Source organism: Sorangium sp. So ce145 (genome assembly GCF_051525985.1).
In the GTDB taxonomy this organism is placed as follows: domain Bacteria; phylum Myxococcota_A; class Polyangia; order Polyangiales; family Polyangiaceae; genus Sorangium; species Sorangium cellulosum_B.
Genome location: NZ_CP150315.1, coordinates 8313298 through 8335836 on the forward strand (window position 1 = coordinate 8313298; position 22539 = coordinate 8335836).

Here is a 22539-nt window from a genome sequence, read left to right on the forward strand (position 1 = left end):
CCATTCACCCATCGAGCTCGACCCCTCGCGGAGGCGAGGGGCGCAAGGAGGCCCATCATGCTGGAGAGCACGCTTGATCTGCCCGTCGAGGCGCGCGCCGTCCTCGAGGAAGAGGCCGCGCTCCTCGAGCGCGTGCGCGCCGCGCTGGACAGGGCGCAGGAGCGCGCCGCGCGCGCCTTCGGGCGCGCGCCGCGCGAGCTCAGGTCCGTCGCGGCGCTCCGGGAGCTCCGCGACGAGGCCGCCGCGGCCTCGGCCGACGATCTGCCGGCGGTGCTCCTCGAGATGAGCGTGCGGCAGCGCCTCATCGAGCAGGAGCCCAGGGAGGCGCTGCCCGACCCGCTCTGCCCGTACCTCGCCCACCTCCGGGTCGACGAGGGCCAAGGGGCGAAGGACTACCTGCTCGGCCACGCGACGTTCCTGGATCCGTCGGCCGACGTGCGCATCCTCGACTGGCGCGTCGCGCCGGTGGCGCAGATCTTCTACCGGTACCGCGAGGGCGACGAGTACGAGGAGGCCTTCCCGGGGCGCGTGGCCGAGGGCGTGGTGAAGGCGCGCCGCATCGTCGTCGTGGAGCGCGGCGCCCTCACCCGGATCGTGGGCGACGGCCTCGTCCTGACGCGGCGAGGCGACGGGCGATGGACCCTCGCGGAGCGCGCGGCGCTCGCCATGCAGCCGGGCGGCGCGGGCACGGCCGCCCGCCCCGGGAGCCTCGGCGTCGGCGCCGGCGCCCCGGACCACGCGAAGGCCGCGGACGTCACCGCCCTGCTCGATGCCGATCAGTACGCCGCCGTGTGCGCGCCCCCCGAGCGGCCGCTCCTCGTGCTCGGCAGCGCCGGGAGCGGAAAGACGACCGTGGCGCTGCACCGCCTCGCCCGGATCGCCGCGCTCGATCCGGCGCGGTGCCCGCTCTCGGCCATGAACGTCGTCGTCCCCGAGGAGGGCCTCGCGCGGCTGTCGCGCCGCCTGCTCTCGCCGCTCGGCGCGGGGGAAGCCCAGGTGAAGACGCTCGACGCCTGGTCGTCGGCGACAGCGCGCGAGGTCTTCGGCAAGCCGATCGCCCTGTGCGACGATCCCCCGGCGCTCGTCTCCAGCCTCAAGCGCCACCCGGCGCTCTACAGTGCGCTGCGCGAGCGGTTCGCCAGGCTCGCCCCGGCGAACACGACGCTCCCGCGGCTGCGCCGCCGCCTCGCCGACGTCTTCACGGATCGCGGGTTCCTCGAGGGCGTCGTCGCCGCCTCGGGCGGGGACCTCCCCAGGAGCGCCGTCGAGGAGACCGTCCGGCACACCCTGCTGCAGATCGCCGAGCCCCTCGACCGGCAGCTCGCCTCGATCACCGTGGCGTCGATGAAGCGGGCGCTCGACGGCCGCGCCATCGCGGAAGGGACGCCGGACGAGCTCGCGGGGACGCTCGACGTCGACGATCTGCCGATCCTGCTCTTCCTTCGCGCCGCTCGCCGCGGCCTGGACGGGGCGGGGTGGTCGCACCTCGTGCTCGACGAGGCCGAGGACTTCTCGCTGTTCGAGCTGTTCGTCCTGGGGAAGCTCCTTGGCGAGACGCGCAGCGTCACGCTCGCCGGCGACGAGGCGCAGCAGACCACCTCGAGCTTCGCCGGCTGGGACGCGGCGCGAGCGGCGCTCGGCGTGGGCGACGCGGCGACCTGCCGCCTCGCGGTGTCGTACCGGTGCCCGCGGCCGGTGGCGGAGCTCGCGCGGCGGCTCCTCGGCGAGCTCGCGCCCGAGGCGCCCGCGCGCGCGGCCCGGGACGGCGCGCCGGTCGGGCTCTTCCGCTTCCCGGGCGAGGCGCAGGCGCACCTGTTCCTCGCCGGCGCGCTCCGCGACCTCGTCGGGCGGGAGCCCCGCGCCTCGGTGGCCGTCATCGCGCGGGACGCAGGCGCCGCGCGGGAGCTCCACGCGCTGATCGCGGACCTGCCGGAGGCGAGGCTCGTGCTGGAGGGGGCCTTCTCGTTCGAGCCGGGCATCGACGTCACCGACGTGGACAGCGCGAAGGGGCTCGAGTTCGACTACGTCGTCGTGCCCGACGCGACCGCGGCGGCGTACCCGATGAACCACGAGGCCCGCCGGCGGCTCCACGTCGCGGTGACGCGGACGTCGCACCAGCTCTGGCTCATCTCCGGAGCGGCGTGGTCGCCGCTCCTCGGCGGCGTGGGGGCGAGCTGACGCTCGCCGCGGCGCCCTAGGGGCGCGGCCCGGCCGGCGCGGAGACGGCGGCGGGAGGGAGCGGGCTGTCCCTCACCGCCGCGGTCCCGGCGAGCGCGACCCCGAGGACGGCGGCCCCGAACACCAGCAGCGCCTGCAGCCAGCGCCGCGTGGCGAGCCGAGGCTCCACCTCGTCGTCGGCCGAGCGGTCCCCTGGATCGAGCGACTCGAGCGCGGCGCGCAGCTGCTGCGTGCGGAGGTGGGACGCGTCGCCCAGGATCGTTCCGAGCCAGCCGGCGACGAGCGCGTCGTTGCCCGGGTTCGCGGCGCCCGGGATCGCCTCCTCGAGCGCGCGCATGAGCTTCGCGGCCGTCGCCGTGCGCGCGGTGGGCGACTTGGCGAGCGCCTCGGAGACGAGGCGATCGAGCGCAGGCGGGATCGGCTCGGGCGGCGGCGGCGCGCTCAGGCGCTCCGCGAACCCGCGCCGGGACGGGACCGCCCGCGACGACAGCGGCGCGGCAGGCCGCTCGCTCGCGATGTGGGTCATCGTGCTCTCGCTGTCGTCGGCCTGGAAGGGATGAGCGCCCGACAGGAGCTCGTAGAGGAGCACCCCGACCCCGAAGAGATCGGACCGCCGATCGCACGGCTGCCCCCGGATGTGCTCCGGCGCCATGTACGGCGCGCTGCTCCGGAACAGGAACGCGCCCCCCTCGCCGCCCGCCGCGCCCGCTCCCGAAGCGCGCCCGCCGTCGCCGCGCAGCGACTGCGGCCGTCGCTCGGACATCCGCCCTTCCTCGAGCTTCGCGATGCCGAAATCGACCATGCGGACGAGCCCCTCGGACGTGATGAGGACGTTGTCCGGCGAGACGTCGTAGTGCAGGAGCTCCCGGGGGTTGCCGCCCTCGTCCCGCAGCTCGTGCGCGGCGTCGAGGGCCGCGCAGATCTGGTAGGCGAGCCTCGCCGCGACCAGCACCGGCGCCGGGCGCCCGCGCGCGGCGCGCAGCACCGACGAGAGCGGCTCCCCGCTCACCCACTCCATGACATAGAAGAACGTGCCGTCCGTCTCGCCCAGATCCACGACGGGCACCACGTTCGGGTGCCTGATGCGCGCGGCCAGCGCGGCTTCGTCGAGGAATGTCCGGACGGCGTCGGGATCGGGCGAGAGCTCCGGGCGAAGCACCTTGATCGCGAAGAGCCGCTGAAACCCGTGCTCCCGCCTCAGACGCGCCGCCCAGACCTCACCCACGTCGCCTGCGGCCACCCGCAGGACGAGCTCGTACCGGCCCAGGGAAAACCCCGGGAAAAAGCGCCCCCCGCCCCCCACGCGGAAGATGTGGCCCACAGTTGAAGAGCCCGCCAGTGCTCCCGGTGTGCGACGATCACGATTGTTGCCCTGGTTGTGAGACTCGACCTCAACCAGGAACCGCTTCCGACCACGACATCACCGCCCTCCGGCCCTCCGGGGCGCCTGCCGGGCCAGCCCGCTGCTCGGACGTTTTCGGTCCTATCCGGGATGCGGGGGTCTTGCTTCCTGAACAACCGGACAGTAAAGCTGCCGGAAACTGTTGCCCTGCGCGTCGTGGGTCCACCTCCGCGGTCCCCCGCCGTCGCCCCCCTCCTATCGCTCCCTCCCGAGGTACGCATGAGTGACGAGAAGAACACCAAGCAGAAGTCTGCCGCCCTCGAGCTCGCGATCGCCAGCGTCGAGAAGGAGTACGGCAAGGGGGCGATCATGCGCCTCAAGGACGGGCAGACGCTGCACGACGAGGTCGCGGCCGTGGCGACCGGCTCGCTCGGCCTGGACATCGCCCTCGGCATCGGCGGCTACCCGCGCGGCCGCATCGTCGAGGTCTACGGGCCGGAGTCGAGCGGCAAGACGACCCTCACCCTCCACGCCATCGCGGCCGTCCAGCGGGCGGGCGGGACGGCGGCGTTCATCGACGCCGAGCACGCCCTCGACGTGAACTACGCCAAGAAGCTCGGCGTGAAGACCGACGAGCTGCTCATCTCCCAGCCCGACTACGGCGAGCAGGCGCTCGAGATCGCCGACATGCTGGTCCGCTCGAACGCCGTCGACATCATCGTCGTCGACTCGGTCGCCGCGCTCGTCCCCAAGGCCGAGATCGAGGGCGACATGGGCGACAGCCACGTCGGCCTCCAGGCCCGGCTGATGAGCCAGGCGCTCCGCAAGCTGACCGGCACGACCTCGCGCTCGCAGTGCCTGCTGATGTTCATCAACCAGATCCGGATGAAGATCGGCGTCATGTTCGGCAGCCCCGAGACGACGAGCGGCGGCAACGCCCTCAAGTTCTACGCCTCGGTCCGGCTCGACATCCGCCGCATCGGCGCCATCAAGGAGGCCGCCGCGGGCGGCAAGGAGCCAGCGGTCGTCGGCAACCGGACCCGCGTCAAGGTCGTGAAGAACAAGATGGCTCCCCCGTTCCGCGAGGTGGAGTTCGACATCCTGTACGGCCAGGGCATCAGCCACAGCGGCGACGTCATCGACCTCGCGACCGAGGCGAGCATCATCGAGAAGAGCGGCTCCTGGTTCTCGTTCCAGGGCGAGCGCATCGGTCAGGGCCGGGAGAACGCCCGCACCTACCTCGAGCAGCACCCGGCGGTGCTCGACAAGATCGAATCGATGGTCCTCGCGAAGCACGGCATCTCGCGCGTCGGCGGGGCGGCCCCGACGAACGGCGCCGCGAGCCCCGGCCCCGCTCCGAAGGGCGGAGCCGCGGCCGAGGCCCCCGCGCAGGCGAAGGGTCGCGGCGAGGCAGCCTCGTCCGGCCAGGACGCCCGCCGTCCCCCGGGCAAGACGAACTGACGCCCGCTGCCATCGACGCCATGCACCTCTACGTGATGCGGCACGGCCCGGCGGAGGAGCGGGCGACCAGCGGGCGCGACGCGGATCGGAGGCTCACCCCCGAGGGCCGCGAGCGCGTGGCGCGGGTCTCGCTCGAGCTCCACCGCCTCCGGGGCGGCGCCCCGCTGCCGCTGGTGCTCGCGAGCCCCCTCGCGCGCGCGAGGGAGACCGCCGAGATCGCGGCGCCGATCTGCGGCGCGCCGGAGGTCGAGCTCCGGGACGAGCTCGCGCTCGACGCCGGGCTCCCGAGCTCGCTGGTCGCCGCGCTCGCCCGAGGCGGCGCCGACGCGCTGCTCGTCGGGCACCAGCCGAACGTGGAGCACCTCGTCCGTACGCTCGTCGACACGCCTGGCCGGGGCGCGACAGCGCTGCTCCCCGCCGGCTTCTGCACTGCCCTGGTCGTCGCCCTCGAGCCGGAGCCTCCCCAGCGCGCGCAGGGCCGCTGGCGCATGACGCAGATCCTCGATCCCCGGGCGCTCGCCCCGCGATGAGCGAGGCGCTGCGCACGGCGCCCTGTCATGGCGGGAGAGAGAGCAGGAGCAGAAGACGCGCGTCCGAGGCGGAAGGCGGCCCGACCGGCGCATGCGCGCGTGGCCTTCACTACAAACACATGAATTTGCAGAGGAAATTCAGATCACCGGCGAGCGACGGCCGGGGCGCCCGCCCTCTCCCTCCGGAGGGTCCGGCCCCCCGCTTACATAGTCACAAATCCGAATGATTTCGATGTTCTCGGCCGCTCGCTTGACAAGGATCCCACCCGAGAATACGCCCAAATAAGGAGGATTGAGATGGCGGGACAGATGGCCTTCCCCTTCGCTCAACCCCCTCCAGGCCGTCTGTCGCGCAGCGGTGGGAAGGGCGCGGCGCGTACTTCCCTGCTGCCGCGTGTCGCCCGGGCGGTCGTCCGGGTGCCGGACCCCCGTCATCATCCGATCGACATCGATCTGCCGCCGGGCCAGCCGCACATCTACGTGCACGAGGGGGCGCGCCAGGCGCTCATCCGGCGGCTGGAGCTGGCCCAGAAGCGGCCGGTCCTCCTCTCGGTGACCGACAACTACCGGCAGATGATCTCCTCCTCGCTCCGGGAGGGCATCCTGCAGGCGCGCGTCCACCACATGTTCCTGGACGCGCCGGCGGTCGTCCAGGAGGCGCTCGTCCGGTACGTCGTGACGCAGGACCGGGCCGCCTCGCTCGTGGTCGGCCAGTACATCGACGAGAACGGCCACCGGATCCGGGCGAGCCGGCCGGTGAGCACGCCGCTCTCGACGCAGGGGCGGACGCACGACCTGCTGCTCCTGTTCCAGAAGCTGAACCACGCGTACTTCGGCGGCGGGGTCGACGCGCTGATCACCTGGGGCAAGCGGACCAAGGCGCGGAAGGCGCGGCGCACCATCAAGCTCGGGAGCTACTCGGCGGTCGAGCGGCTGATCCGCATCCACCCCGTGCTCGACCGGCCCTGGGTCCCCCGCTACTTCATCTGTTACGTCATCTACCACGAGATGCTCCACCACGTGATGCCGGCGAGCCACGGCAACGGGCGCCGGATGCTCCATCCGCCCCAGTTCCTCGCCCGCGAGCGGCTCTTCCGCGACTACGAGCGCTCCCTCGCCTGGGAGAAGGACCACGTGGGGCGGCTCCTCCGCACCTGACGCATCCATCGCCTGCGGACGCACGTCATCCGGCGGCGTGTCGAGCGACGAACGCGACGAACCATTGCGCGAAGGTGCGGCTGGCTCTAAACCGGCGAACCCCCGCTCGGGCCGCGCCAGCCGGCGCCCCGTGGGCGACCCCGTAACCTCGAAAGTGTGGAAGGCCAGCGTGCAGGAGATTGTCACCCAGGAAGCGAGCCCGAAGCGGGCGATGGAGGCCCTCGAGTGGGCCGTCCAGCGAGCAGAGAAGGCGGAGGTCGAGCAGCCCGAGGCGGGCGCCGAGCCACGCGCCTCGTCCAGGGTGATCTCCGGGCGGCCCGCCGACTTCAAGGCCGCGGCCGCCGCCTACCTGCCCGATGTCCGCAAGCTGCTCGACCGGGTCATGATGAGCGACGACGCCGAGGCCGGGCTCGACGCCCTGCTCGAGTCGGGCGCCCTCGCCGCGATGCTGCCCGAGGTCGAGGCGATGGTGGGCTTCGGCGACGGGGAGTGGCGCCACAAGGACGTCTGGAAGCACACGAAGCAGGTGGTGCGCCAGGCCGTCCCGAGGCTCGAGGTCCGCTGGGCGGCCCTGCTCCACGACATCGGCAAGACGAGGACGCGCTCCATCTCGCCGACGGGCGAGGTCCACTTCTTCGGTCACGCCGAGGTCGGCGCGCGGATGTTCGACAAGATCGACCGGCGGCTGCCGCTCTTCACGAAGGAGGAGGCGCTGAAGAACAGCATCCGCTTCCTGATCCTGCACCACCTCCGGGCGAGCCAGTACGACGCGTCGTGGACCGACAGCGCGGTGCGCCGGTTCGCCAAGGAGATGGGCGGCTGCCTGAAGGACGTGCTCGACCTGTCGCGGGCGGACATCACAACGAAGCGGCCCGAGAAGAAGCGGAAGGGGCTGAAGCAGATCAGCGAGCTCGCCGAGCGGGTGCTCCAGGTCCAGGCGGAGGACGCGGTGGTGCCGCCGCTGCCGAGCGGCATCGGCGACGCCATCATGCATGCGTTCGGGCTGCCGCCGTCGCGGCGGATCGGCGAGATCAAGCGCGCGCTGGAGGAGGCGGTCGAGGCGGGCGAGGTGGCGTCGCACCAGGAGGCGGACGTCTACATCGCGTTCCTCCGGGAGCACGCGGGGCGTTTCGGGATCTGAAGGCGTAGCGCAGAGAGCCTCTCAGGGGAGGCGACCGCTCGCGCCGCAGTGCAGGCGCTGAGCGGTCGCCCGCACAGGAGACGGGTCCAGATCGGCGTCTTCGGAGCGGAAGCGCACTCCAGTGCGCTGAGCACCGAAGACGCCGAGATGGGCCCGTATCCGAAGCGGTCGCCCGCTCAGCGCAGGGGCGCTTCGCAGGTGATGCAGCGGGGGGGGACGCCTTCCTTGTGGTAGTGCTCGCCGCAACGGCCGCAGAGACGAGCGTCGGCCTCGAAGGCGATCAGCTTGTCGGTCGCCTTGCAGCGGAGGCCGGCGACCTGCGGCGGCTCCAGCGGGCGCACCTCGCCGGCGGCATCGTCGGGCGGAGGCAGCGCGCCTTCCTTGATGTCCGCCGCTCGCGCGGGGATACGCACCCTCGCCTCGGCCAGCGCGCGCGCGGCCGCCGGCAGGTGCGCTCGCAGCGGGATGGCGATCGCCGTGCCGCTGCCCTGGACCGTGAGCGCTGTCTCCGTGAGCAACAGGCCCGTGACATCGTTCCAGCCGATGCGCTCGATCTCGCCAGGCCCGCTCTCCAGCCCCACCCCGGCATCACCGACACGAAGCGCCTTCATCGACCACTGACCGAAGAGCCCCACCGCCGCCCCGAGGAGCAAGGCGCCGAGGAGCAGGTACGTGGCTGCCGGGTGCGCCCCAGCATCCTCGCCCCGGAACCACTGGCCGTAAACACCCGCCCCGGCCAGCAGCGCCGCGACGGACATGCCGAGCATCGTGAGGCCGAGCTCGAGCGACGCCTTCGGCTCGAAGCGTCGCTCGCTCCGCGGATCGGTCCGCTGCCGCAACACGACCTCACCGCCCTGCCCCGTGGTCCCCGAACCCTTGCGCTTGCGCTTCACCGGTCTGTCGGCTGCCATCGGCGGCTTCCTATCGGAGGAGACGCCCGGACGCAAAGGGGCTCAGCCCAGGCCAGCGCTCCGCGCGAGCAGCCAGACGGGAGCCGCCCCCCGCCCGCGCGGCAAGGACGGAGAGGTATGCTGGGACAGTGATGCTCTCGATGCCCAACGCGGCGACGTACGTCCTGCCCGCGCTGGGCATCGGGCTCGCAGCCCTCGCGATCCTGGGGCCAGGCTCGCCACGCATGGCCACCGGCGTGCGGGTGTGGGGGGCGCCCGTCGCCGGAAGCGAGGCGCTGGCGCTCCGCGTCGAAGGGGTGCGCCGCCTCCACGGCGCCGACGATGCGGCGGCGATCCCGCAGATCGAGGTGAGCGCCACGTCCGCAGGGGCGCCGCTCGAACGGTGGACCGGCTCGCTCGACAAGGACGGCATCGGCGAGGCGCTGCTGCGCGCGCCAGCGGGGCTGCGGGAGCCGGTGACCGTGCGGATCGCGCTGGGCAGCGGCACGCTCCTGGAGCGGCAGCTCCCGCTGCTGCCGCCGCTCGCAGCGGCGGACACGAGCGCGCTGCCCGGCGCGGCGCACGCGACCGCGCTGCCCGGCGCGGCGCACGGGGAGCTCCGCCTGCAGGTCACGGCGGCGCGCGGAGCCCTTGCAGCTCCGTTCCCGGAGCGGGTGCGGGTCGCGATCGAGGCGCAGGACGGAACGCCCGCGGCAGGGGCTCGCCTCGAGGCGAGCGCCGTCGGAGCGGAGCTGGACGGGCGCGGCAGCGGTCCGGCGCAGATCACGGCCGATGCGCGCGGCGCCGCGGAGCTCACGCTCAAGCCGCTGGCGCACGCGGTCGAGCTCACGCTCCGCGCGACCCACCCGGGGAGCGCACCGCCTGGGACACGGATCGCGAGCGGCACCTGGGAAGGGAAGCTGCCCGTGATCCCGGGAGCCATCTGGCTCGATCCGGGCGGTCTCGATGGCGAACGGCCCGAGCTCCGGTTGATCTCCCCGACGCCGAGGCCGCGCGCCTACGTCTCGATCGGAGGTGCGCGCGGCCGTGCGCTCGGGACGATCGTCCCGCTCGCGGCGGACGGCGCGGGCTTCTTCTCGGGGAGGGTGACGCTCCCGGACAGCGCCGCGCCCGGGGAGGCGAACTGGGCCGTTGTCGCGAGCGACCCCTACGAGCAGGGCGCGGGCACGGTGGCCTGGCCGATCACGTCCGCGGCGGCGTCCGCCTCGCCGCGGCGCGTGGAGCTGCTCGCGGACGGGATGCCGGCGGCCGAGGCGCGCGAGCGGGCCCGCGCCTCGCATGCGCGGCGCGCTGGCCTCGTGGTCCTGGCCGCCTCCGCGGTGGCGCAGGTGCTGCTGCTCGCGCTGCGATCCAGGACCGCGCGGCGCCGCCTGGAGGCGCACGTCGCCGCCGCCTCGGGCGGCGAGGGCACGGGCGGGACCGATGGCGCGCCGCTGTCCAGGGAGGATCGCGACCGGCTGCTCGCCGCCGTGCGGGCGGAGCCGCTGCTGTCGGCGTTCGCGCTCGCCGCGCTCGTCGGGCTCTCCTTCGCGGCGGTCGCGGCGCTCGCCACGTTCCGATGACCCGAGGGCGCGTGCCGCCTCGTGGATTTGATCCGCGGCGGGCCCCGAGCCGCTAGACTGGAGGGCCAGGCGGCACGGGGCGGGAGGACGACAGACAGGGCATGTCCGAGCAGCAGCGGTACCGGGTCATCAAGCGCCTCGCCTCCGGAGGCATGGCGGAGGTCTTCGTCGCCGAGAGCGCGGGGATCGAGGGGTTCAAGAAGCAGGTCGCGATCAAGCGCGTCCTGCCGCAGCTCAGCAAGAAGGAGCAGTTCATCGCGATGTTCCTCGACGAGGCGCGCCTCTCGGCGCACCTCTCGCACTCGAACGTCGTGTCGGTGTTCGACATCGGCGTCGGCGACGGCACCTACTTCATCGTCATGGAGTACGTGGACGGCGCCGACCTGAGGGCCCTCCTCGATCACCAGAAGAAGGTCGGCCGGCCGATGACCGTCGAGGTCGCCGCCTTCATGGCCGCGAAGATGTGCCAGGGCCTCGCCTACGCGCACGAGCTCGCGACCGCCGACGGAAAGCCGCTCCAGATCGTGCACCGGGACATCACCCCGGCCAACGTGCTCATCACCCGCTACGGCGAGGTGAAGATCGTGGACTTCGGGCTCGCGAAGGCGTCGAGCCAGCTCGCCGAGAGCGACGCGGGCATCATCAAGGGGAAGTTCGGCTACCTGGCGCCCGAGACGGTGCTCGAGCAGGGCGTCGACCAGCGCGTCGACATCTTCGCGCTCGGGATCATCCTCTGGGAGATGCTCGCCGGGCGCCGGCTGTTCCTCGGCGACTCCGACTACATCACGGTGCGGCTGGTGCGCGACGCGGTGATCCCCTCGCTCCAGCAGATCAACAGCGATGTGCCGCGCGAGCTGGAGCAGATCATCCGCCGCGCGCTCGCCCGCGACCCGGGGGCTCGCTACCTGTCGGCGCGCGAGCTCGGGCGCGACCTGACCCGCTTCCTCTACCGCTATGGCCGCCCGGTGAGCGAGGACGACGTCGCCTCGCTGGTGGAGCGCGCCAAGGGCGGGCCGGCGCGGGCGGTCGACGGGACGCAGAAGATCGCCGAGCTCATCGACATGATGCTCCTCGAGTTCAAGTCGCTCACGAAGGAGCCGACCGCCGGCGGCAGCGGCCTGAGCCTGCTGCCCACCCTGGAGGGCGCCACGATCCTGACGCACGGGGACGAGCACCCGAGCTCGCCGCCCCCGCGCAGCGACGGGCCGCTCGGGGGGCTCGCCGATGAGCTGGAAGGCCCGGACTCGCTCCACCAGGACGAGTCCTCGTCCTCGGTGACGGCCTGGTTCCGGGGGCTCATTCCGCGCTAGATCCCGCACGGACAGCGACGTGACGTCCGCGCCGCCGCGCTGTCCCATCCGTCCCATCCCATGACCCGTCACCGGCCAGGAGGAGCCCTCCTCCGGCCCACAGCAAAGGCAAAGAGAAGATGAGCGTCGAGATTGGAAAGCCGTTTCCGCGCTTCGCCCTGCCGAACCAGGACGGCAAGACCGTGAAGCTCGAGGATTTCGCGGGCAAATGGCTCGTCCTCTACGTCTATCCGAAGGACGACACGCCGGGATGCACGATCCAGGGCAAGTCGTTCACGGCCTCCAAGGCCGATTTCGACGACGCCAACATCGCCGTGGTCGGCGTCAGCGAGGACGACGTCACGTCGCACAAGAGCTTCTGCGACAAGTTCTCGTTCACCATCGACCTGCTCGCCGACACGCGCCATGAGCTGCTCAAGGCCGCGGGCGTCGGCCAGAGCGAGTGGAAAGGCACCCTGTACTGGGACCGGACGACATTCGTCATCGATCCGTCGGGCGTGCTGCGAAGAACCTACCTGAAGGTGAAGCCCGACGGGCACGAGCAGGCGCTCCTCAAGGACATCGCGGAGCTCAAGGCCCAGGCCTGAACGCCGCGACCGCCTGCGAGAGCAGGGCGCACGCAGAAGGGCGCTCCACCTGCGCAAAAACTTGCTCACGCTGGATTTGCTGGCATGTCGCCCCTACCCTGTCGCCCTTGTGGCACCACGCCCTCCTTTTGCTCCCGGTCGAATCGCATCGCTCACGGCCTTCGCGGCGATCGCCGCGGCGGCGCTCGCGACCGCTTCCGCGGTGGGCGCCTGTAAAGGCGCGGGGGGCGGCGGGTCCGTCGGCTCGAGTACGGGCGACGCCAGCGGCTGTCCGATGGGGCCGAGACAGGCGCTGTTCACCATCACCGTGCGCGCGAGAGGCGCCACCGTCCCGCCGGACACCACCGTTCACATCACGTGGAGCGCCGCGGACGAGCCGATCTTCGTCCTGAGCGATCCGACCACCTGGAAGACGCTCGACGAGGCCAACCTGGTGTGCGCCGTCGATCGCGCGCAGCCTCCTCCCGAAGCGCTGGAGACGCTCGTCTGCGAGCTGTGGACGGCCGGCGTGACGTGGGTGAAGATCTCGGGGACAGGCTACGACGACTTCGAGCAGACGCTCGCGCCCGTCATGAACGAGGAGTGCGAGAGCTTCCTGCCTCAGAGCGTCGATATCGAGCTCGTCCCGGCGGTGGACGGGGGCACGGGGGAGTAGCCGGAGGGCGGCGCACCGGGGCGATGAGATCGCTGCCAAGCCCAGGCGCCCTCTCCTGTCGAATGCAGCATGCGCCCCCATCCCGTCTTGCCGCTGCTCCTTACCGCCTTCCTCTCCGCCTGCAGCTCAGCCCCCGAGGCGAAGGCCCCGGCCCCGGGCGGGCAGACCTTCCCCGAGGCGGTCGCGATGATGTGCGATGTCGACAGGAGAGCCGGGCTCGACCCGGAGGGCGATCCGATCAGCGTCGGGCAGATGCGGTCGGCTTGGATCACAGAGCACGTGGAGAGCCCCGATGGAATCGAGCTCCGCACGATGCTCAGCGTGAAAGGGGCCGCGGAGCAGGGCGCGATGCTGCGCGAAGAGGCCAAGAAGGCAGGACTCGCGCGCTGCGCGCTCGCGGACTCGCTGGAGGCGGACGGGACCGGCGGGCTGTCGCCATGACGCCGTGAATGCACAGGATCGGCAGCGACGCCCAGCCATCGGCGGCGGCGCGCCGCTAACCGAAACGTGGAACGGGGATGGGAGATCGCGCCACCCTCGCTGGCTCCCCCTCCCGTCCCCGCCTATCCTGATCTCATGGCCGCGCCGACCCCGCTCCGCCTCGCCTGGGCGACCGACGTCCACCTCAACTTTCTCTCCCGCGAGGAACTCACCGCCTTCTGCTCCACCCTCGCCGCCACCGCCTCCGATGCCGTCCTCTTCACCGGCGACATCGCGGAAGCCACGAGCCTCCGCCCCCTCCTCGAGACCGTCGCCCAGGCCATCGAGCGCCCGCTCTACTTCGTCCTCGGCAACCACGATTTCTACCGCGGGAGCATCGCCGCCGTGCGCACGATGGCCGCCGAGCTGTCGGCCACCTCCCCCTGGCTCAGGTGGCTCCCGTCCATCCCCCACGTCGAGCTCGGCCCGGACACCGCCCTCGTCGGCCACGACGGCTGGGCCGACGCCCGCCTCGGCGATTACGAGAGATCCCCCGTCATGCTCAACGATTATGTGCTGATCCAGGAGCTCGCCTCCCTGGGCAGGCGCCGCCGGAGAGAGGCCCTGCACCGCCTCGGCGACGAGGCCGCGGAATACCTGCGCCGCGTCCTGCCCTTGGCCCTCGAGCGGTACCGGCGCGTCATCGTCGCCACGCACGTCCCCCCGTTCAAGGAGGCCTGCTGGCACGAAGGCCAGATCTCCAACGACGATTGGCTCCCCCATTTCACCTGCAAGGCCACAGGCGAGGTGCTCCGCGAGGCCGCCCTGCGGCACCCGGAGCGGCGGATCGAGGTGCTCTGCGGCCACACCCACGGCGCCGGCGTGGCGGAGATCCTCCCGAACCTCGTTGTGCGCACCGGCGGCGCCGAGTACGGCGAGCCCGCGGTGCAAGGCATCATCGCGACCGCGTAGGCCACCCTCGGGCCGCGCCACCCGCCTCCCCGCCGCCCTCGCGGGCGTCCATCCCAGGTACCATCCTCTCCCCGCACGACGTATCCTGCGCGCCCACTCCCTCGCCGACCTCGGCAGAACGGTGAGCCATGCCGACGAACGACCTCGACAGCCAGCTCGACGAGCTCCTTCGCGCGCTCGACGCAAACCCTCGCGCCACCGACGTCTTCTATCCCAGGCGGGTGAAGACGAGCCCACCCGCCGGCGCGACGGACTACGACATCCCCGTCGCCCCCGGGGTGACGCTCGGCGCGCGCTGGCACCTGTCCGACCCGGGCAACCCGACCGTGCTCGCGTTCCACGGCAATGGCGAGACCGTCCCCGACTACGACGACATCGCCGAAGGCTGGCATGACATCGGGCTCAACCTCTTCATGGTCGATTACCGCGGCTATGGCTGGAGCGGCGGGCAGCCGACGCTGCGCTCGCTCCGAGAAGATCCCGTGAAGGTCTCCGATTTCTTCCAGCGCGAGCTCGCCGAGACGAGCCGCGCCGCAGGCCTCGATCAGCCGCCGAAGCCGTTGCTCTTCGGCCGCTCGCTCGGCAGCTCCCCGGCGTCGCGCATCGCCGCGCACCGCGGCGACGCGTACCGCGCGCTCCTCCTCGAGAGCGGGTTCAGCGACGTGCGGCAACTGCTCGCCCTCTTCGAGATCGACCTCGGCGATCTGCGCGACGAGGCGCACCGCAGCTTCTCGAACCCGGAGCTCCTGAGAAACGTCGAGATCCCGGTCCTCGTCCTGCACGGCGCGCGCGACACGCTGCTCCCGCCGGACCACGCCCGCGAGAACCACGCGGCCGTCCCCCACGAGAGGAAAGCCCTGCACCTCATCGACGGCGCCGGGCACAACGATATCCTGCTCTTCGCGTCCGCCTATTTCGGAGCGATACGGGCCTTCCTGCAGAAGCACTGAGCGAAAGCACCGTTCGGCGCTCGCCCGCTACACCTCGAACAGCAGAAACGGCTTGCCAGTGAGCTTCCTGAGCAGCGGCATCGCCACGTTGTAGACCGGAGTCCCGTTCGACATGCGCCCCTCGAGCGCCCCGTGGTGCGCGTGGCCGTGGAAGACCACGTCGGCGCCGTACAGATCGATCGGCGCTGCGAGGCGGCTCGTCCCAAGGAACGGCCTTATCTCCACGTTCTCGCCGACGGTCGTCTCGAGGATCGGCGTGTAATGCATGATCACGATCTTCTTCTCGCTGTCGAGCTGGGACAGCGCCGCCTCGAGCTTCAGCGCCTCGGTCACGGCCTCCTGGACGAACGCCTTGAGCGGGCCCTCGCCGAACGCCTGGAGCGTCGCGCTCCCGAACCCGCCCATGAAGCCCTTCACGCCGGCAACGCCGATGTCGTCGCGCAAGATCAGGTGATCCCCGTCGAGCACCTCGACGCCCGCGTCGCCCAGGAGCTTCGCGATCTCGGCGCCCGCCCCCCGGTCGAGATCGTGGTTGCCGAGCACGGCGGCGCACGGCATCGAGAGCCCGGCGAGCGCGTCGGCCAGCACCTTCGCCTCCTCGGGGTGGCCGCGATCGGTGAGATCGCCGCACAGCACGAGCAGCTCCGCCTCCGCGTTCACCGCCTTCACGAGCTCGCGCATCCTGGCGCCGTGCTCCGGCCGGCAGTGCAGATCCGAGGACGCCGCGACGCGGCGCTTGCCCGGCTCCCCGTTCCCTCCGGCGACGGCGGCGCTCATGAGCCCGGCTTGCGGACCCGCGCCGCCTCGACCTCCACCCTCGGCCCCTCCGCGCCGCCCGGAGCCCCGTCACGGCCCGGCTTCCCCTTGCCGAGGCGAGGCCGCCCCGCCGCAGACCGCTGGCGCTTCCTGCACAGCGCCCCCCGCGCCGCCTCGGGCGCGGACGCAGCGGACCCCACGACGAGCCCGAGCTTCTCGTAGTCGTGCACGTACTGCTGCCTGCTGATCAGGTTGCCCCGGCATACCCGGAGCGGCGCGTCGCCGGCCAGCGTCTGCTCCAGCGTACGCCGGCAGAGCTCGTCGATGATCCACCCGGGCACCCGGCTCCGCGCGCCCGGATAGACGAAGCGGTACAGCGTCAGGTGCGCGAACAGGACCTCCCAGTAAGGGCCGAACCGGGCGAGGAGCCTCTCCCAGTCCATCTCGTCCCCACACGCGTAGATCAGGTGGTTCACGTCGGCGCCGTCGTACCGCTCCCGCTCGTCCACGAACGCCTTCGTGAAGATGATCTCCTCGACAGGCGCGATCAGGCAAGAGTGCCCCAGGATCGTGGCCGGACGCGCGTGCTCGAACCAGCCGCCATCCACCACGGCCAGGCCGTTGCTCGACGAGAAGATGAGATCGATGAAACGGTCGCCCGTGTAGGCCTTCCCGATCCACCGCGGATCGATGAGCTCCGTCTCGAAGCCGGCCCGCTCCAGCGCCCTGAACGCCGCCGGCACCTCCCGCTCGGCCAGCATCACGTCGAGATCCTTCGTGTCCCGGAAAATGCCCGTGTACGCGAAGAAGGCATACGCCCCCGCCACCATGAACGGCACGCCGGCGCAGAGGAGGGCGTCCATCGCCCTCACCCTCACCTCCAGCTCGCCCGCGCGGGAGAGCTGGCCGGCAGGGTCGTCGAAGGCCGGAGGAGCGAGCGCCGCGCGCTCGCCCGCGCGCATCGCCCGGGCTGAAAGCGCGTGCTCCGCGTCGCCTGCGACAGGGGATCCGCTGCGGACCATCCCCCCCTGCGTAATGAACAGGACGTGCGATGGCGACCCCCCTCCCCCCTCACGCGCCCGGAACATGCGAGGACCGCGAGGACCCCGCGGACCACGTCGGAAGACGCCGGAACGACGCGAACGAAGGAAGAGAAGCGGGCTCGTCCTCGCTGACCATTGCACGACGTGGCGGGTCTGGCTCAAGCTCGCCTGCCGGGGCCGCTCGGCGCGCCCCGAGCTGGCTGGCGACGAGCCGCGGCCCCCGACGCTCGAAGAGGAGGCACATCCGTGAACACCGCCATCGCGACGATCAATCCAGCGACCGGAGAGACGATCGAGACGTTCGAACCCCTCTCGTCAGCGGCGCTGGAGCAGAAGGTGGCGCGCGCGCACGCCGCGTTCCGCGGCTTCCGGCAGACCCCGGTCGCCGAGCGGGCCAAGAAGCTGCGCCGGGCAGCCGACATCCTCGACGGCGAGAAGGAGCAGCTCGGGCAGCTCATGACGCTCGAGATGGGGAAGACCATCGGCTCCGCCATCGCCGAGGCCCAGAAGTGCGCGACCGCGTGCCGCTACTACGCCGACAACGCCGAGCGCCTGCTCGCCCCCGAGGAGGTCGCCACCGACGCGGGCAGGAGCTACGTGGCCTTCCACCCGCTCGGCGTGGTGCTCGCCATCATGCCGTGGAACTTCCCGTTCTGGCAGGTCTTCCGCTTCGCCGCGCCGGCGCTCGTCGCCGGCAACGTCGGCCTCCTCAAGCACGCCTCGAACGTCCCCCGCTGCGCGCTCGCGATCGAGGACATCCTCCGCCGGGCCGGCTTCCCGGAAGGGGTCTTCCAGGCGCTGCTCACCGGGACCGACGTCGTGCCGCGCCTCCTCGCCGACCCGCGCATCGCGGCCGCGACGCTCACCGGCAGCGAGAACGCGGGGCGCAGCGTCGGCGCCCACGCCGGCAAGCACCTCAAGAAGGTGGTGCTCGAGCTCGGCGGCAGCGATCCGTTCATCGTCCTGCCGAGCGCCGACCTCAACGCCGCCGTGGGGACCGCGATCCGCGCGCGCATCATCAACAACGGCCAGTCCTGCATCGCGGCGAAGCGCTTCATCGTGCACGAGTCGATCGCGCCCGAGTTCGAGCAGCGCTTCGTCGCGACCATGCGGCGCCTGCGGGTGGGTGATCCCATGGATCCGTCGGTCGACGTCGGGCCGCTCGCCACCCCGCAGATCGCCGCGGAGCTCGAGGAGCAGGTGCGGGCGTCGGTGGCCGCGGGCGCGCTCCTCCTCACCGGAGGCAAGCGGCTGAGGGGGCCGGGCAACTACTTCCCGCCGACCGTGCTCACCGACGTCCAGCGCCCCTCCCCCGCCGCCGACGACGAGCTCTTCGGCCCGGTCGCGGCGGTCTTCCGCGTCACCGACCTCGACGAGGCCATCCACATGGCGAACTCCACCCGGTTCGGCCTCGGGGCGAGCGCCTGGACCCGCGACGCCGACGAGCGCGAGCGGCTCATCAACGAGCTCGATGCCGGCCAGGTGTTCATCAACGGCATGGTCGTGTCCGATCCACGGCTGCCGTTCGGCGGCGTCAAGATGTCCGGCTACGGCCGCGAGCTCTCCTCGTACGGCCTGCGCGAGTTCGTGAACGTCAAGACCGTCTGGATCGCCAAGGACGAACGGCCGAGGGGCCTGCCAGCATCCGAGTGATCCGAGGAGCGGAGCGGCCGAAGGACGGCGAGATCGAGCCGCCGAGCGATCGGCGGGTGAGCCGCTCGCCACCCGTACGGCCGCCGCTTCCCTGGCGTCGTACGACGGGCGATGATGGCGGCCATGTCGCTCCCCGGCTTCACCGAGACGCAGTTCTCCCACGACGGCGTGGCGCGGGTGGTCTACCGCCGCGGCGCGGGCCCGGGCGTCGTCGTCATGCACGAGATCCCGGGCATCACCCCGTCGGTCGCGGCGTTCGCCGAGCGCGTGGCGGACGCCGGCTTCACCGTCTTCGTGCCGCACCTCTTCGGGACGCCCGGCAAGCCGGACACGCCCCTCTACATCGTCGAGCAGCTGGCCCGCGCCTGCATCAGCCGCGAGTTCCACGTGCTCGCGTCCAGGCAGGCGAGCCCGATCACCGACTGGCTGCGCGCGCTCTGCCGCGACGTCCACGCGGAGCTCGGGGGCAAGGGCGTCGGCGCGATCGGCATGTGCCTGACGGGCAACTTCGCGCTGGCGCTGATGGTCGACCCCGCCATCGCGGCGCCCGTGCTGAGCCAGCCGTCGCTGCCCTTCCCGCTCTCGCGCGAGCGCCGCGCCGGGCTCCACCTCTCCGACGACGACCTCCGCGCCGTCAAGGAGCGCGTCGCCGCCGGGACCCCGGTGCTCGGGCTCCGCTTCACCCACGATCCGATGTGCCCGAAGGAGCGGTTCGACCGGCTCGGGGCCGAGCTCGGCGACGGCTTCGAGAGGATCGAGATCGACTCGTCCCCAGGCAACCCCCATGGGCTCACGCGCACCGCCCATTCGGTCCTGACGCGCGATCTGGTCGACCGCGAGGGCCACCCGACGCGCGAGGCGCTCTCGCGCGTCCTCGCCTTCTTCCGCGAGCGACTCCACCCCTGACCGCCGCGACGGAAGCCGCGCCCGAGCCGGAACGTCACGCGCCGCCACGCGCCGTCACGCGCCGTCACGCGACGAGGCACAGGCGGTTGCGTCTCCGTGAACGTCGACTTACGGTTATTCATTGTGTCGGACGATCCGGCCGTGGCCGCTCTGCTGAGCGAGTACCCCCCTGCAGCGCAACAGCTGACCTTGCGCGTGCGCAAGCTGCTCCTCCGCATCATTCCCGACGTCCACGAGCACGTCTATCCAGGCTGGCGGCTCGTCAGCTTCCGGATGGGCGGCGGCGACCAACACAAGATCTGCTGGCTCGCCCCGCAGCGCGTCGGCGTGACCCTCGGCTTCGAGCGCGGCGCCGAGCTGCCGGATCCGAACGGCCTGCTCACCGGCGAAGCCAAGCAGGTCAGGAACCTCCATATCCGCTCTGCCAAGGACGTGGACGTCGCCGCGATCGCCGCGCTGGTCGCGGCCGCCGTCGCGCTCCACCGGGGCCGGTGAGGATCGCGCGGAGCGCCGCTGCGCGACGGCGGCGCCCGCGGCTCAGCGGCGCCCGTGGAGGACCCGCCCGCCCGTCTTGCCGAGCGCGTACGAGAACCCGAGCTCCAGCGTGGAGCGGGTGACGATCGCCCCGAGATCGAGCCCCTGATCCACCATGAGCCGCGCGGCCTCGGGCGCGATCCCGACGAGCACCACCTCGGCCCCGAGCAGCCCGGCGGCGCGCGCCGCCTGCGCGAGGTGGTTCGCCGCGCTCGCGTCGACCACCGCCATGCCGGTGACGTCGATGATCACGACGCGCGCCTGGTGCTCGGAGATCTCCTTCAGCATCGCCTCGATGAAGCGGCCGGAGCGGTGCGTGTCCAGCGCGCCCACGATCGGCATCACGAGGACGCCGCGCGCGATCGGCACCACCGGGCTCGACATCGCGGCGATCGTCTCGAGGAGCGCCTCCTGGCGGCTGCTCAGCGACTCGAGCGCCCTCGTCCGCTCCTTGATCCGCGACAGGAGCCGCGCGTTCTCGATCACGACGGAGGCCACCGCGGCCACCCGCTCGATGAGCGCCAGGTCGGTCGCCGAGCACGCGTCGGGCTGCGGGCTGGCCAGGACGAGGACCCCGAGGACCGCCTCCCGGGAGAGCAGCGGCACGCCGACCAGCGTGCGCGCGCCGCTCCGGCGCGCCTCGGCGACGTCGCGGAAGCGCTGGTGCTCGCTCGACGCGGTGTCGATGACGAGCGAGCTGCACGAGCGCATCACCCGGCCCACGAGCGAGTCGTCCGCGACGGGCGCGCGCTCATCGTCGACGAGGCTCTCGCGCTGGGCCATGCCGATCACCAGGAAATCGAGCGCGCGCTCGTGCCCCCCCGCGCCCAGCCTGCGGCTCGCGATCCTGCGGGCGGAGCTCGAGGCGAGGTGATCCGAGAGGGCGCTCGAGAACGGCGTGCGCTCGAGGGTCACGAGGTCGACCCCCGTGTCGATGCAGCGCGACGCCGGCAGATCCGCGAGGGCCTCCGGGACGCCGCGCGTGGCCATCTCGTAGAGCGCCTGCACGCCGCGGTACCCCATGTCGTACTCGCGCTGCACGATCGCCGCGTGGATCACGCCGTCCTGGAGCATCGCGACCGTCGAGGTGACGAGATCGAAGGCGACCACCTTGAGATCGCCGGATCGCCCGAGCCTCATCGAGGCAAGCCCCAAGCTGGGGCCGTTCTCGCTGCACACCCCAAGGGCGCCGGAGAGGCCGGGGTTCGACCGCACCGCGTCGACGGCGAGCGCGACCGCGCTCTCCACGTCGAACAGGTTCTCCGAGAGCGAGGCCACGCGGACCGACGAGCCGGCGATCGCCTCGCGGAACCCCTCGATGCGCCCCTGGGCGTTCGGCACGGCGAAGGACTCCGCCTGGACGGTGATCTCGCCTCCCTGCGGCATGAGCCGCAGCATCGCCTCGCCCGCGATCCTCCCGGCGGCCCGGTTGTCGGTCCCGACGTAGAGCAACGACCGGCTGCCCGGGGCGGCCGGCGTGTCGATCGTGATGACCGGGATCCCCGCCGCCATCGCGCGGTCGATGGCCGGCTCGAGCGCCACGGGGTCGATGGGCGCGATCGCGATCCCGCCCACCCGCCGGCGGATCCCTTCCTCGAGGAGCGCCTCCTGAGCCGCGGCGGCGGCGGACATGACGCTCCTGAACTCGACCCCGACCCGGAGGTCGCGCCCCGCCGCCAGCGCGCCGTCCCGCAGGTTGTTCCAGTACGCCGTCAGCGGCCGGCGGGGAGCCTTGTAGACGCGGATCATCGGCTGGCCTCGCGCGCCGTCGGATCCGCGCCATCCATCGGCGACGCGCCCCTCGCCCCCAGCGTCCTCCAGGATGGCGAGATCGATCGTGCTCCACCGCGGGCCGGTCTGCACGCTCCGGATCCCGTCCGCGAGCGTCTCGATGAGCTCGAGGAGATCGACCGACTCGGCGACGGAGCTCAGCACCTCCTCGAGCAGGCGCAGCTCCTGGGCGCTCTGCGCCTTCTCCTCGAAGAGGCCGCGCCGCTCGAGCACGACGCCGACGCTCACCGCGATCGACTCCACGAGCGCGCGCCACGGGCCCGAGAGCGGCGCCGCGTCCGGCTGCTCCAGGGCGAGGTAGGCGCCCGGCGCGCCGAACATGGGCACCGGTACGACGTGGACGTGGACGCCGTCGAGCGGCCAGCCAGGCGCTTCCGCGAGCTCGGGCAGGTGCGCCTGGTACCACGCGGCCGCGGGGACGAGGCACGGGCCGTGCGCCGCCTCGGGCGCCGCGGCGGGGCCGAACGGAGCCGACGCGCTGAGCACCCCGCCGTCGGACGGCATGTTCACCCGGCCCGGCAGGAGGCCGTCGAGCCCGACGATCGCTCGACAGGAGAGGCGCCGGCCGGTGCGAATCAGCAGGCTCCCGCGCCGCGCGCCGGGGAGGCCCTCCACGGCTCGCCGCACAAGGTCGTGGAGGGTCGAGAAAACGTCCAGTCCGGTAGTCATGCAGATCCGT

General features: G+C 72.3%; 20 protein-coding genes. 15 read left to right on the forward strand and 5 right to left on the reverse strand.

Going from position 1 to position 22539, the window contains the following annotated elements:
* Positions 1-57 precede the first annotated feature (57 nt).
* Entirely contained in the window at positions 58-2178 is a 2121-nt protein-coding gene (locus WMF34_RS30635) for an ATP-binding domain-containing protein (RefSeq protein WP_437990011.1), read from the forward strand.
* 16 nt (positions 2179-2194) lie between these two features.
* Here the strand turns inward: WMF34_RS30635 and WMF34_RS30640 are convergent, their stop codons facing one another.
* On the reverse strand, positions 2195-3499 hold the full coding sequence (locus tag WMF34_RS30640; RefSeq protein WP_437990012.1) for a serine/threonine-protein kinase: 1305 nt from the start codon (positions 3497-3499) through the stop codon (positions 2195-2197).
* Positions 3500-3799: 300 nt separating this feature from the next.
* Here WMF34_RS30640 and recA point away from each other — a divergent pair, with 300 nt between their 5' ends.
* The 4 genes from recA (at position 3800) to WMF34_RS30660 (ending at position 7810) form a co-directional block, all read left to right on the forward strand.
* The gene (recA, locus tag WMF34_RS30645) at positions 3800-4981 is read left to right on the forward strand and encodes a recombinase RecA (RefSeq protein ID WP_012238588.1); all 1182 of its coding nucleotides are present in this window, start codon (positions 3800-3802) and stop codon (positions 4979-4981) included.
* 20 nt (positions 4982-5001) lie between these two features.
* Positions 5002-5511: a SixA phosphatase family protein gene (locus tag WMF34_RS30650; RefSeq protein WP_012238589.1), complete on the forward strand. Its 510-nt coding sequence runs from the start codon at positions 5002-5004 to the stop codon at positions 5509-5511.
* A gap of 297 nt (positions 5512-5808) precedes the next feature.
* Positions 5809-6669 (forward strand): hypothetical protein, encoded by an 861-nt coding sequence (locus WMF34_RS30655; protein ID WP_231864325.1) that lies wholly within the window; start codon positions 5809-5811, stop codon positions 6667-6669.
* A gap of 169 nt (positions 6670-6838) precedes the next feature.
* Positions 6839-7810, forward strand: coding sequence for an HDIG domain-containing metalloprotein (locus WMF34_RS30660; protein ID WP_231864326.1), 972 nt, complete (start codon positions 6839-6841; stop codon positions 7808-7810).
* Positions 7811-7986: 176 nt separating this feature from the next.
* Here WMF34_RS30660 and WMF34_RS30665 read toward each other — a convergent pair whose 3' ends face one another.
* On the reverse strand, positions 7987-8721 hold the full coding sequence (locus WMF34_RS30665) for a hypothetical protein (protein ID WP_437990013.1): 735 nt from the start codon (positions 8719-8721) through the stop codon (positions 7987-7989).
* Positions 8722-8852: 131 nt separating this feature from the next.
* On the opposite strand from WMF34_RS30665, the gene WMF34_RS30670 reads away from it, so the two are divergent.
* The 7 genes from WMF34_RS30670 (at position 8853) to WMF34_RS30700 (ending at position 15177) form a co-directional block, all read left to right on the forward strand.
* Positions 8853-10283: a hypothetical protein gene (locus tag WMF34_RS30670; RefSeq protein ID WP_437990014.1), complete on the forward strand. Its 1431-nt coding sequence runs from the start codon at positions 8853-8855 to the stop codon at positions 10281-10283.
* A gap of 101 nt (positions 10284-10384) precedes the next feature.
* Positions 10385-11593: a serine/threonine protein kinase gene (locus tag WMF34_RS30675; protein ID WP_437990015.1), complete on the forward strand. Its 1209-nt coding sequence runs from the start codon at positions 10385-10387 to the stop codon at positions 11591-11593.
* Between the two features lie 119 nt (positions 11594-11712).
* Positions 11713-12180, forward strand: coding sequence for a peroxiredoxin (locus WMF34_RS30680; RefSeq protein ID WP_012238595.1), 468 nt, complete (start codon positions 11713-11715; stop codon positions 12178-12180).
* Positions 12181-12454: 274 nt separating this feature from the next.
* A complete protein-coding gene (locus WMF34_RS30685) occupies positions 12455-12835 on the forward strand; it encodes a hypothetical protein (protein ID WP_231864327.1) in 381 nt (126 codons plus the stop codon).
* Between the two features lie 69 nt (positions 12836-12904).
* Positions 12905-13276, forward strand: coding sequence for a hypothetical protein (locus WMF34_RS30690; RefSeq protein ID WP_012238597.1), 372 nt, complete (start codon positions 12905-12907; stop codon positions 13274-13276).
* A 135-nt stretch (positions 13277-13411) separates the two neighbouring features.
* The gene (locus tag WMF34_RS30695; RefSeq protein ID WP_044969510.1) at positions 13412-14227 is read left to right on the forward strand and encodes a metallophosphoesterase family protein; all 816 of its coding nucleotides are present in this window, start codon (positions 13412-13414) and stop codon (positions 14225-14227) included.
* Between the two features lie 128 nt (positions 14228-14355).
* Positions 14356-15177: an alpha/beta hydrolase gene (locus tag WMF34_RS30700; RefSeq protein ID WP_437990016.1), complete on the forward strand. Its 822-nt coding sequence runs from the start codon at positions 14356-14358 to the stop codon at positions 15175-15177.
* A gap of 27 nt (positions 15178-15204) precedes the next feature.
* Here WMF34_RS30700 and WMF34_RS30705 read toward each other — a convergent pair whose 3' ends face one another.
* The gene (locus tag WMF34_RS30705; protein WP_012238600.1) at positions 15205-15954 is read right to left on the reverse strand and encodes a metallophosphoesterase family protein; all 750 of its coding nucleotides are present in this window, start codon (positions 15952-15954) and stop codon (positions 15205-15207) included.
* Positions 15951-16955 carry a hypothetical protein gene (locus WMF34_RS30710; RefSeq protein ID WP_437990017.1) on the reverse strand — a complete coding sequence of 335 codons (1005 nt, stop codon included), beginning with the start codon at positions 16953-16955 and terminating at the stop codon, positions 15951-15953. The genes WMF34_RS30705 and WMF34_RS30710 overlap by 4 nt, the downstream gene beginning before the upstream one ends.
* 267 nt (positions 16956-17222) lie before the next feature.
* Here WMF34_RS30710 and WMF34_RS30715 point away from each other — a divergent pair, with 267 nt between their 5' ends.
* The 3 genes from WMF34_RS30715 to WMF34_RS30725 all read left to right on the forward strand — a co-directional run bounded on the left by WMF34_RS30715 (position 17223) and on the right by WMF34_RS30725 (position 20030).
* On the forward strand, positions 17223-18629 hold the full coding sequence (locus WMF34_RS30715; RefSeq protein ID WP_012238602.1) for an NAD-dependent succinate-semialdehyde dehydrogenase: 1407 nt from the start codon (positions 17223-17225) through the stop codon (positions 18627-18629).
* A gap of 123 nt (positions 18630-18752) precedes the next feature.
* Positions 18753-19535, forward strand: coding sequence for a dienelactone hydrolase family protein (locus WMF34_RS30720; RefSeq protein ID WP_437990018.1), 783 nt, complete (start codon positions 18753-18755; stop codon positions 19533-19535).
* Positions 19536-19676: 141 nt separating this feature from the next.
* Positions 19677-20030, forward strand: a complete 354-nt coding sequence (locus WMF34_RS30725) for a DUF1801 domain-containing protein (protein ID WP_231864328.1) — start codon at positions 19677-19679, stop codon at positions 20028-20030.
* 42 nt (positions 20031-20072) lie between these two features.
* Here WMF34_RS30725 and WMF34_RS30730 read toward each other — a convergent pair whose 3' ends face one another.
* Positions 20073-22529, reverse strand: coding sequence for a substrate-binding domain-containing protein (locus WMF34_RS30730; protein WP_437990019.1), 2457 nt, complete (start codon positions 22527-22529; stop codon positions 20073-20075).
* Positions 22530-22539 lie beyond the last annotated feature (10 nt).

What these genes read in the sequence shown, in the direction of transcription:
- WMF34_RS30705 (WP_012238600.1), bottom strand. Translation starts at nt 15,954, where the DNA reads ATGAGCGCCGCCGTCGCCGGAGGGAACGGGGAGCCGGGCAAGCGCCGC.
- WMF34_RS30635 (WP_437990011.1), top strand. Translation starts at nt 58, where the DNA reads ATGCTGGAGAGCACGCTTGATCTGCCCGTCGAGGCGCGCGCCGTCCTC.
- WMF34_RS30650 (WP_012238589.1), top strand. Translation starts at nt 5,002, where the DNA reads ATGCACCTCTACGTGATGCGGCACGGCCCGGCGGAGGAGCGGGCGACC.
- WMF34_RS30675 (WP_437990015.1), top strand. Translation starts at nt 10,385, where the DNA reads ATGTCCGAGCAGCAGCGGTACCGGGTCATCAAGCGCCTCGCCTCCGGA.
- WMF34_RS30730 (WP_437990019.1), bottom strand. Translation starts at nt 22,529, where the DNA reads ATGACTACCGGACTGGACGTTTTCTCGACCCTCCACGACCTTGTGCGG.
- WMF34_RS30690 (WP_012238597.1), top strand. Translation starts at nt 12,905, where the DNA reads ATGCGCCCCCATCCCGTCTTGCCGCTGCTCCTTACCGCCTTCCTCTCC.
- WMF34_RS30655 (WP_231864325.1), top strand. Translation starts at nt 5,809, where the DNA reads ATGGCGGGACAGATGGCCTTCCCCTTCGCTCAACCCCCTCCAGGCCGT.
- WMF34_RS30695 (WP_044969510.1), top strand. Translation starts at nt 13,412, where the DNA reads ATGGCCGCGCCGACCCCGCTCCGCCTCGCCTGGGCGACCGACGTCCAC.
- WMF34_RS30710 (WP_437990017.1), bottom strand. Translation starts at nt 16,955, where the DNA reads ATGGTCCGCAGCGGATCCCCTGTCGCAGGCGACGCGGAGCACGCGCTT.
- WMF34_RS30670 (WP_437990014.1), top strand. Translation starts at nt 8,853, where the DNA reads ATGCTCTCGATGCCCAACGCGGCGACGTACGTCCTGCCCGCGCTGGGC.
- WMF34_RS30720 (WP_437990018.1), top strand. Translation starts at nt 18,753, where the DNA reads ATGTCGCTCCCCGGCTTCACCGAGACGCAGTTCTCCCACGACGGCGTG.
- WMF34_RS30680 (WP_012238595.1), top strand. Translation starts at nt 11,713, where the DNA reads ATGAGCGTCGAGATTGGAAAGCCGTTTCCGCGCTTCGCCCTGCCGAAC.
- WMF34_RS30665 (WP_437990013.1), bottom strand. Translation starts at nt 8,721, where the DNA reads ATGGCAGCCGACAGACCGGTGAAGCGCAAGCGCAAGGGTTCGGGGACC.
- WMF34_RS30700 (WP_437990016.1), top strand. Translation starts at nt 14,356, where the DNA reads ATGCCGACGAACGACCTCGACAGCCAGCTCGACGAGCTCCTTCGCGCG.
- recA (WP_012238588.1), top strand. Translation starts at nt 3,800, where the DNA reads ATGAGTGACGAGAAGAACACCAAGCAGAAGTCTGCCGCCCTCGAGCTC.
- WMF34_RS30685 (WP_231864327.1), top strand. Translation starts at nt 12,455, where the DNA reads ATGGGGCCGAGACAGGCGCTGTTCACCATCACCGTGCGCGCGAGAGGC.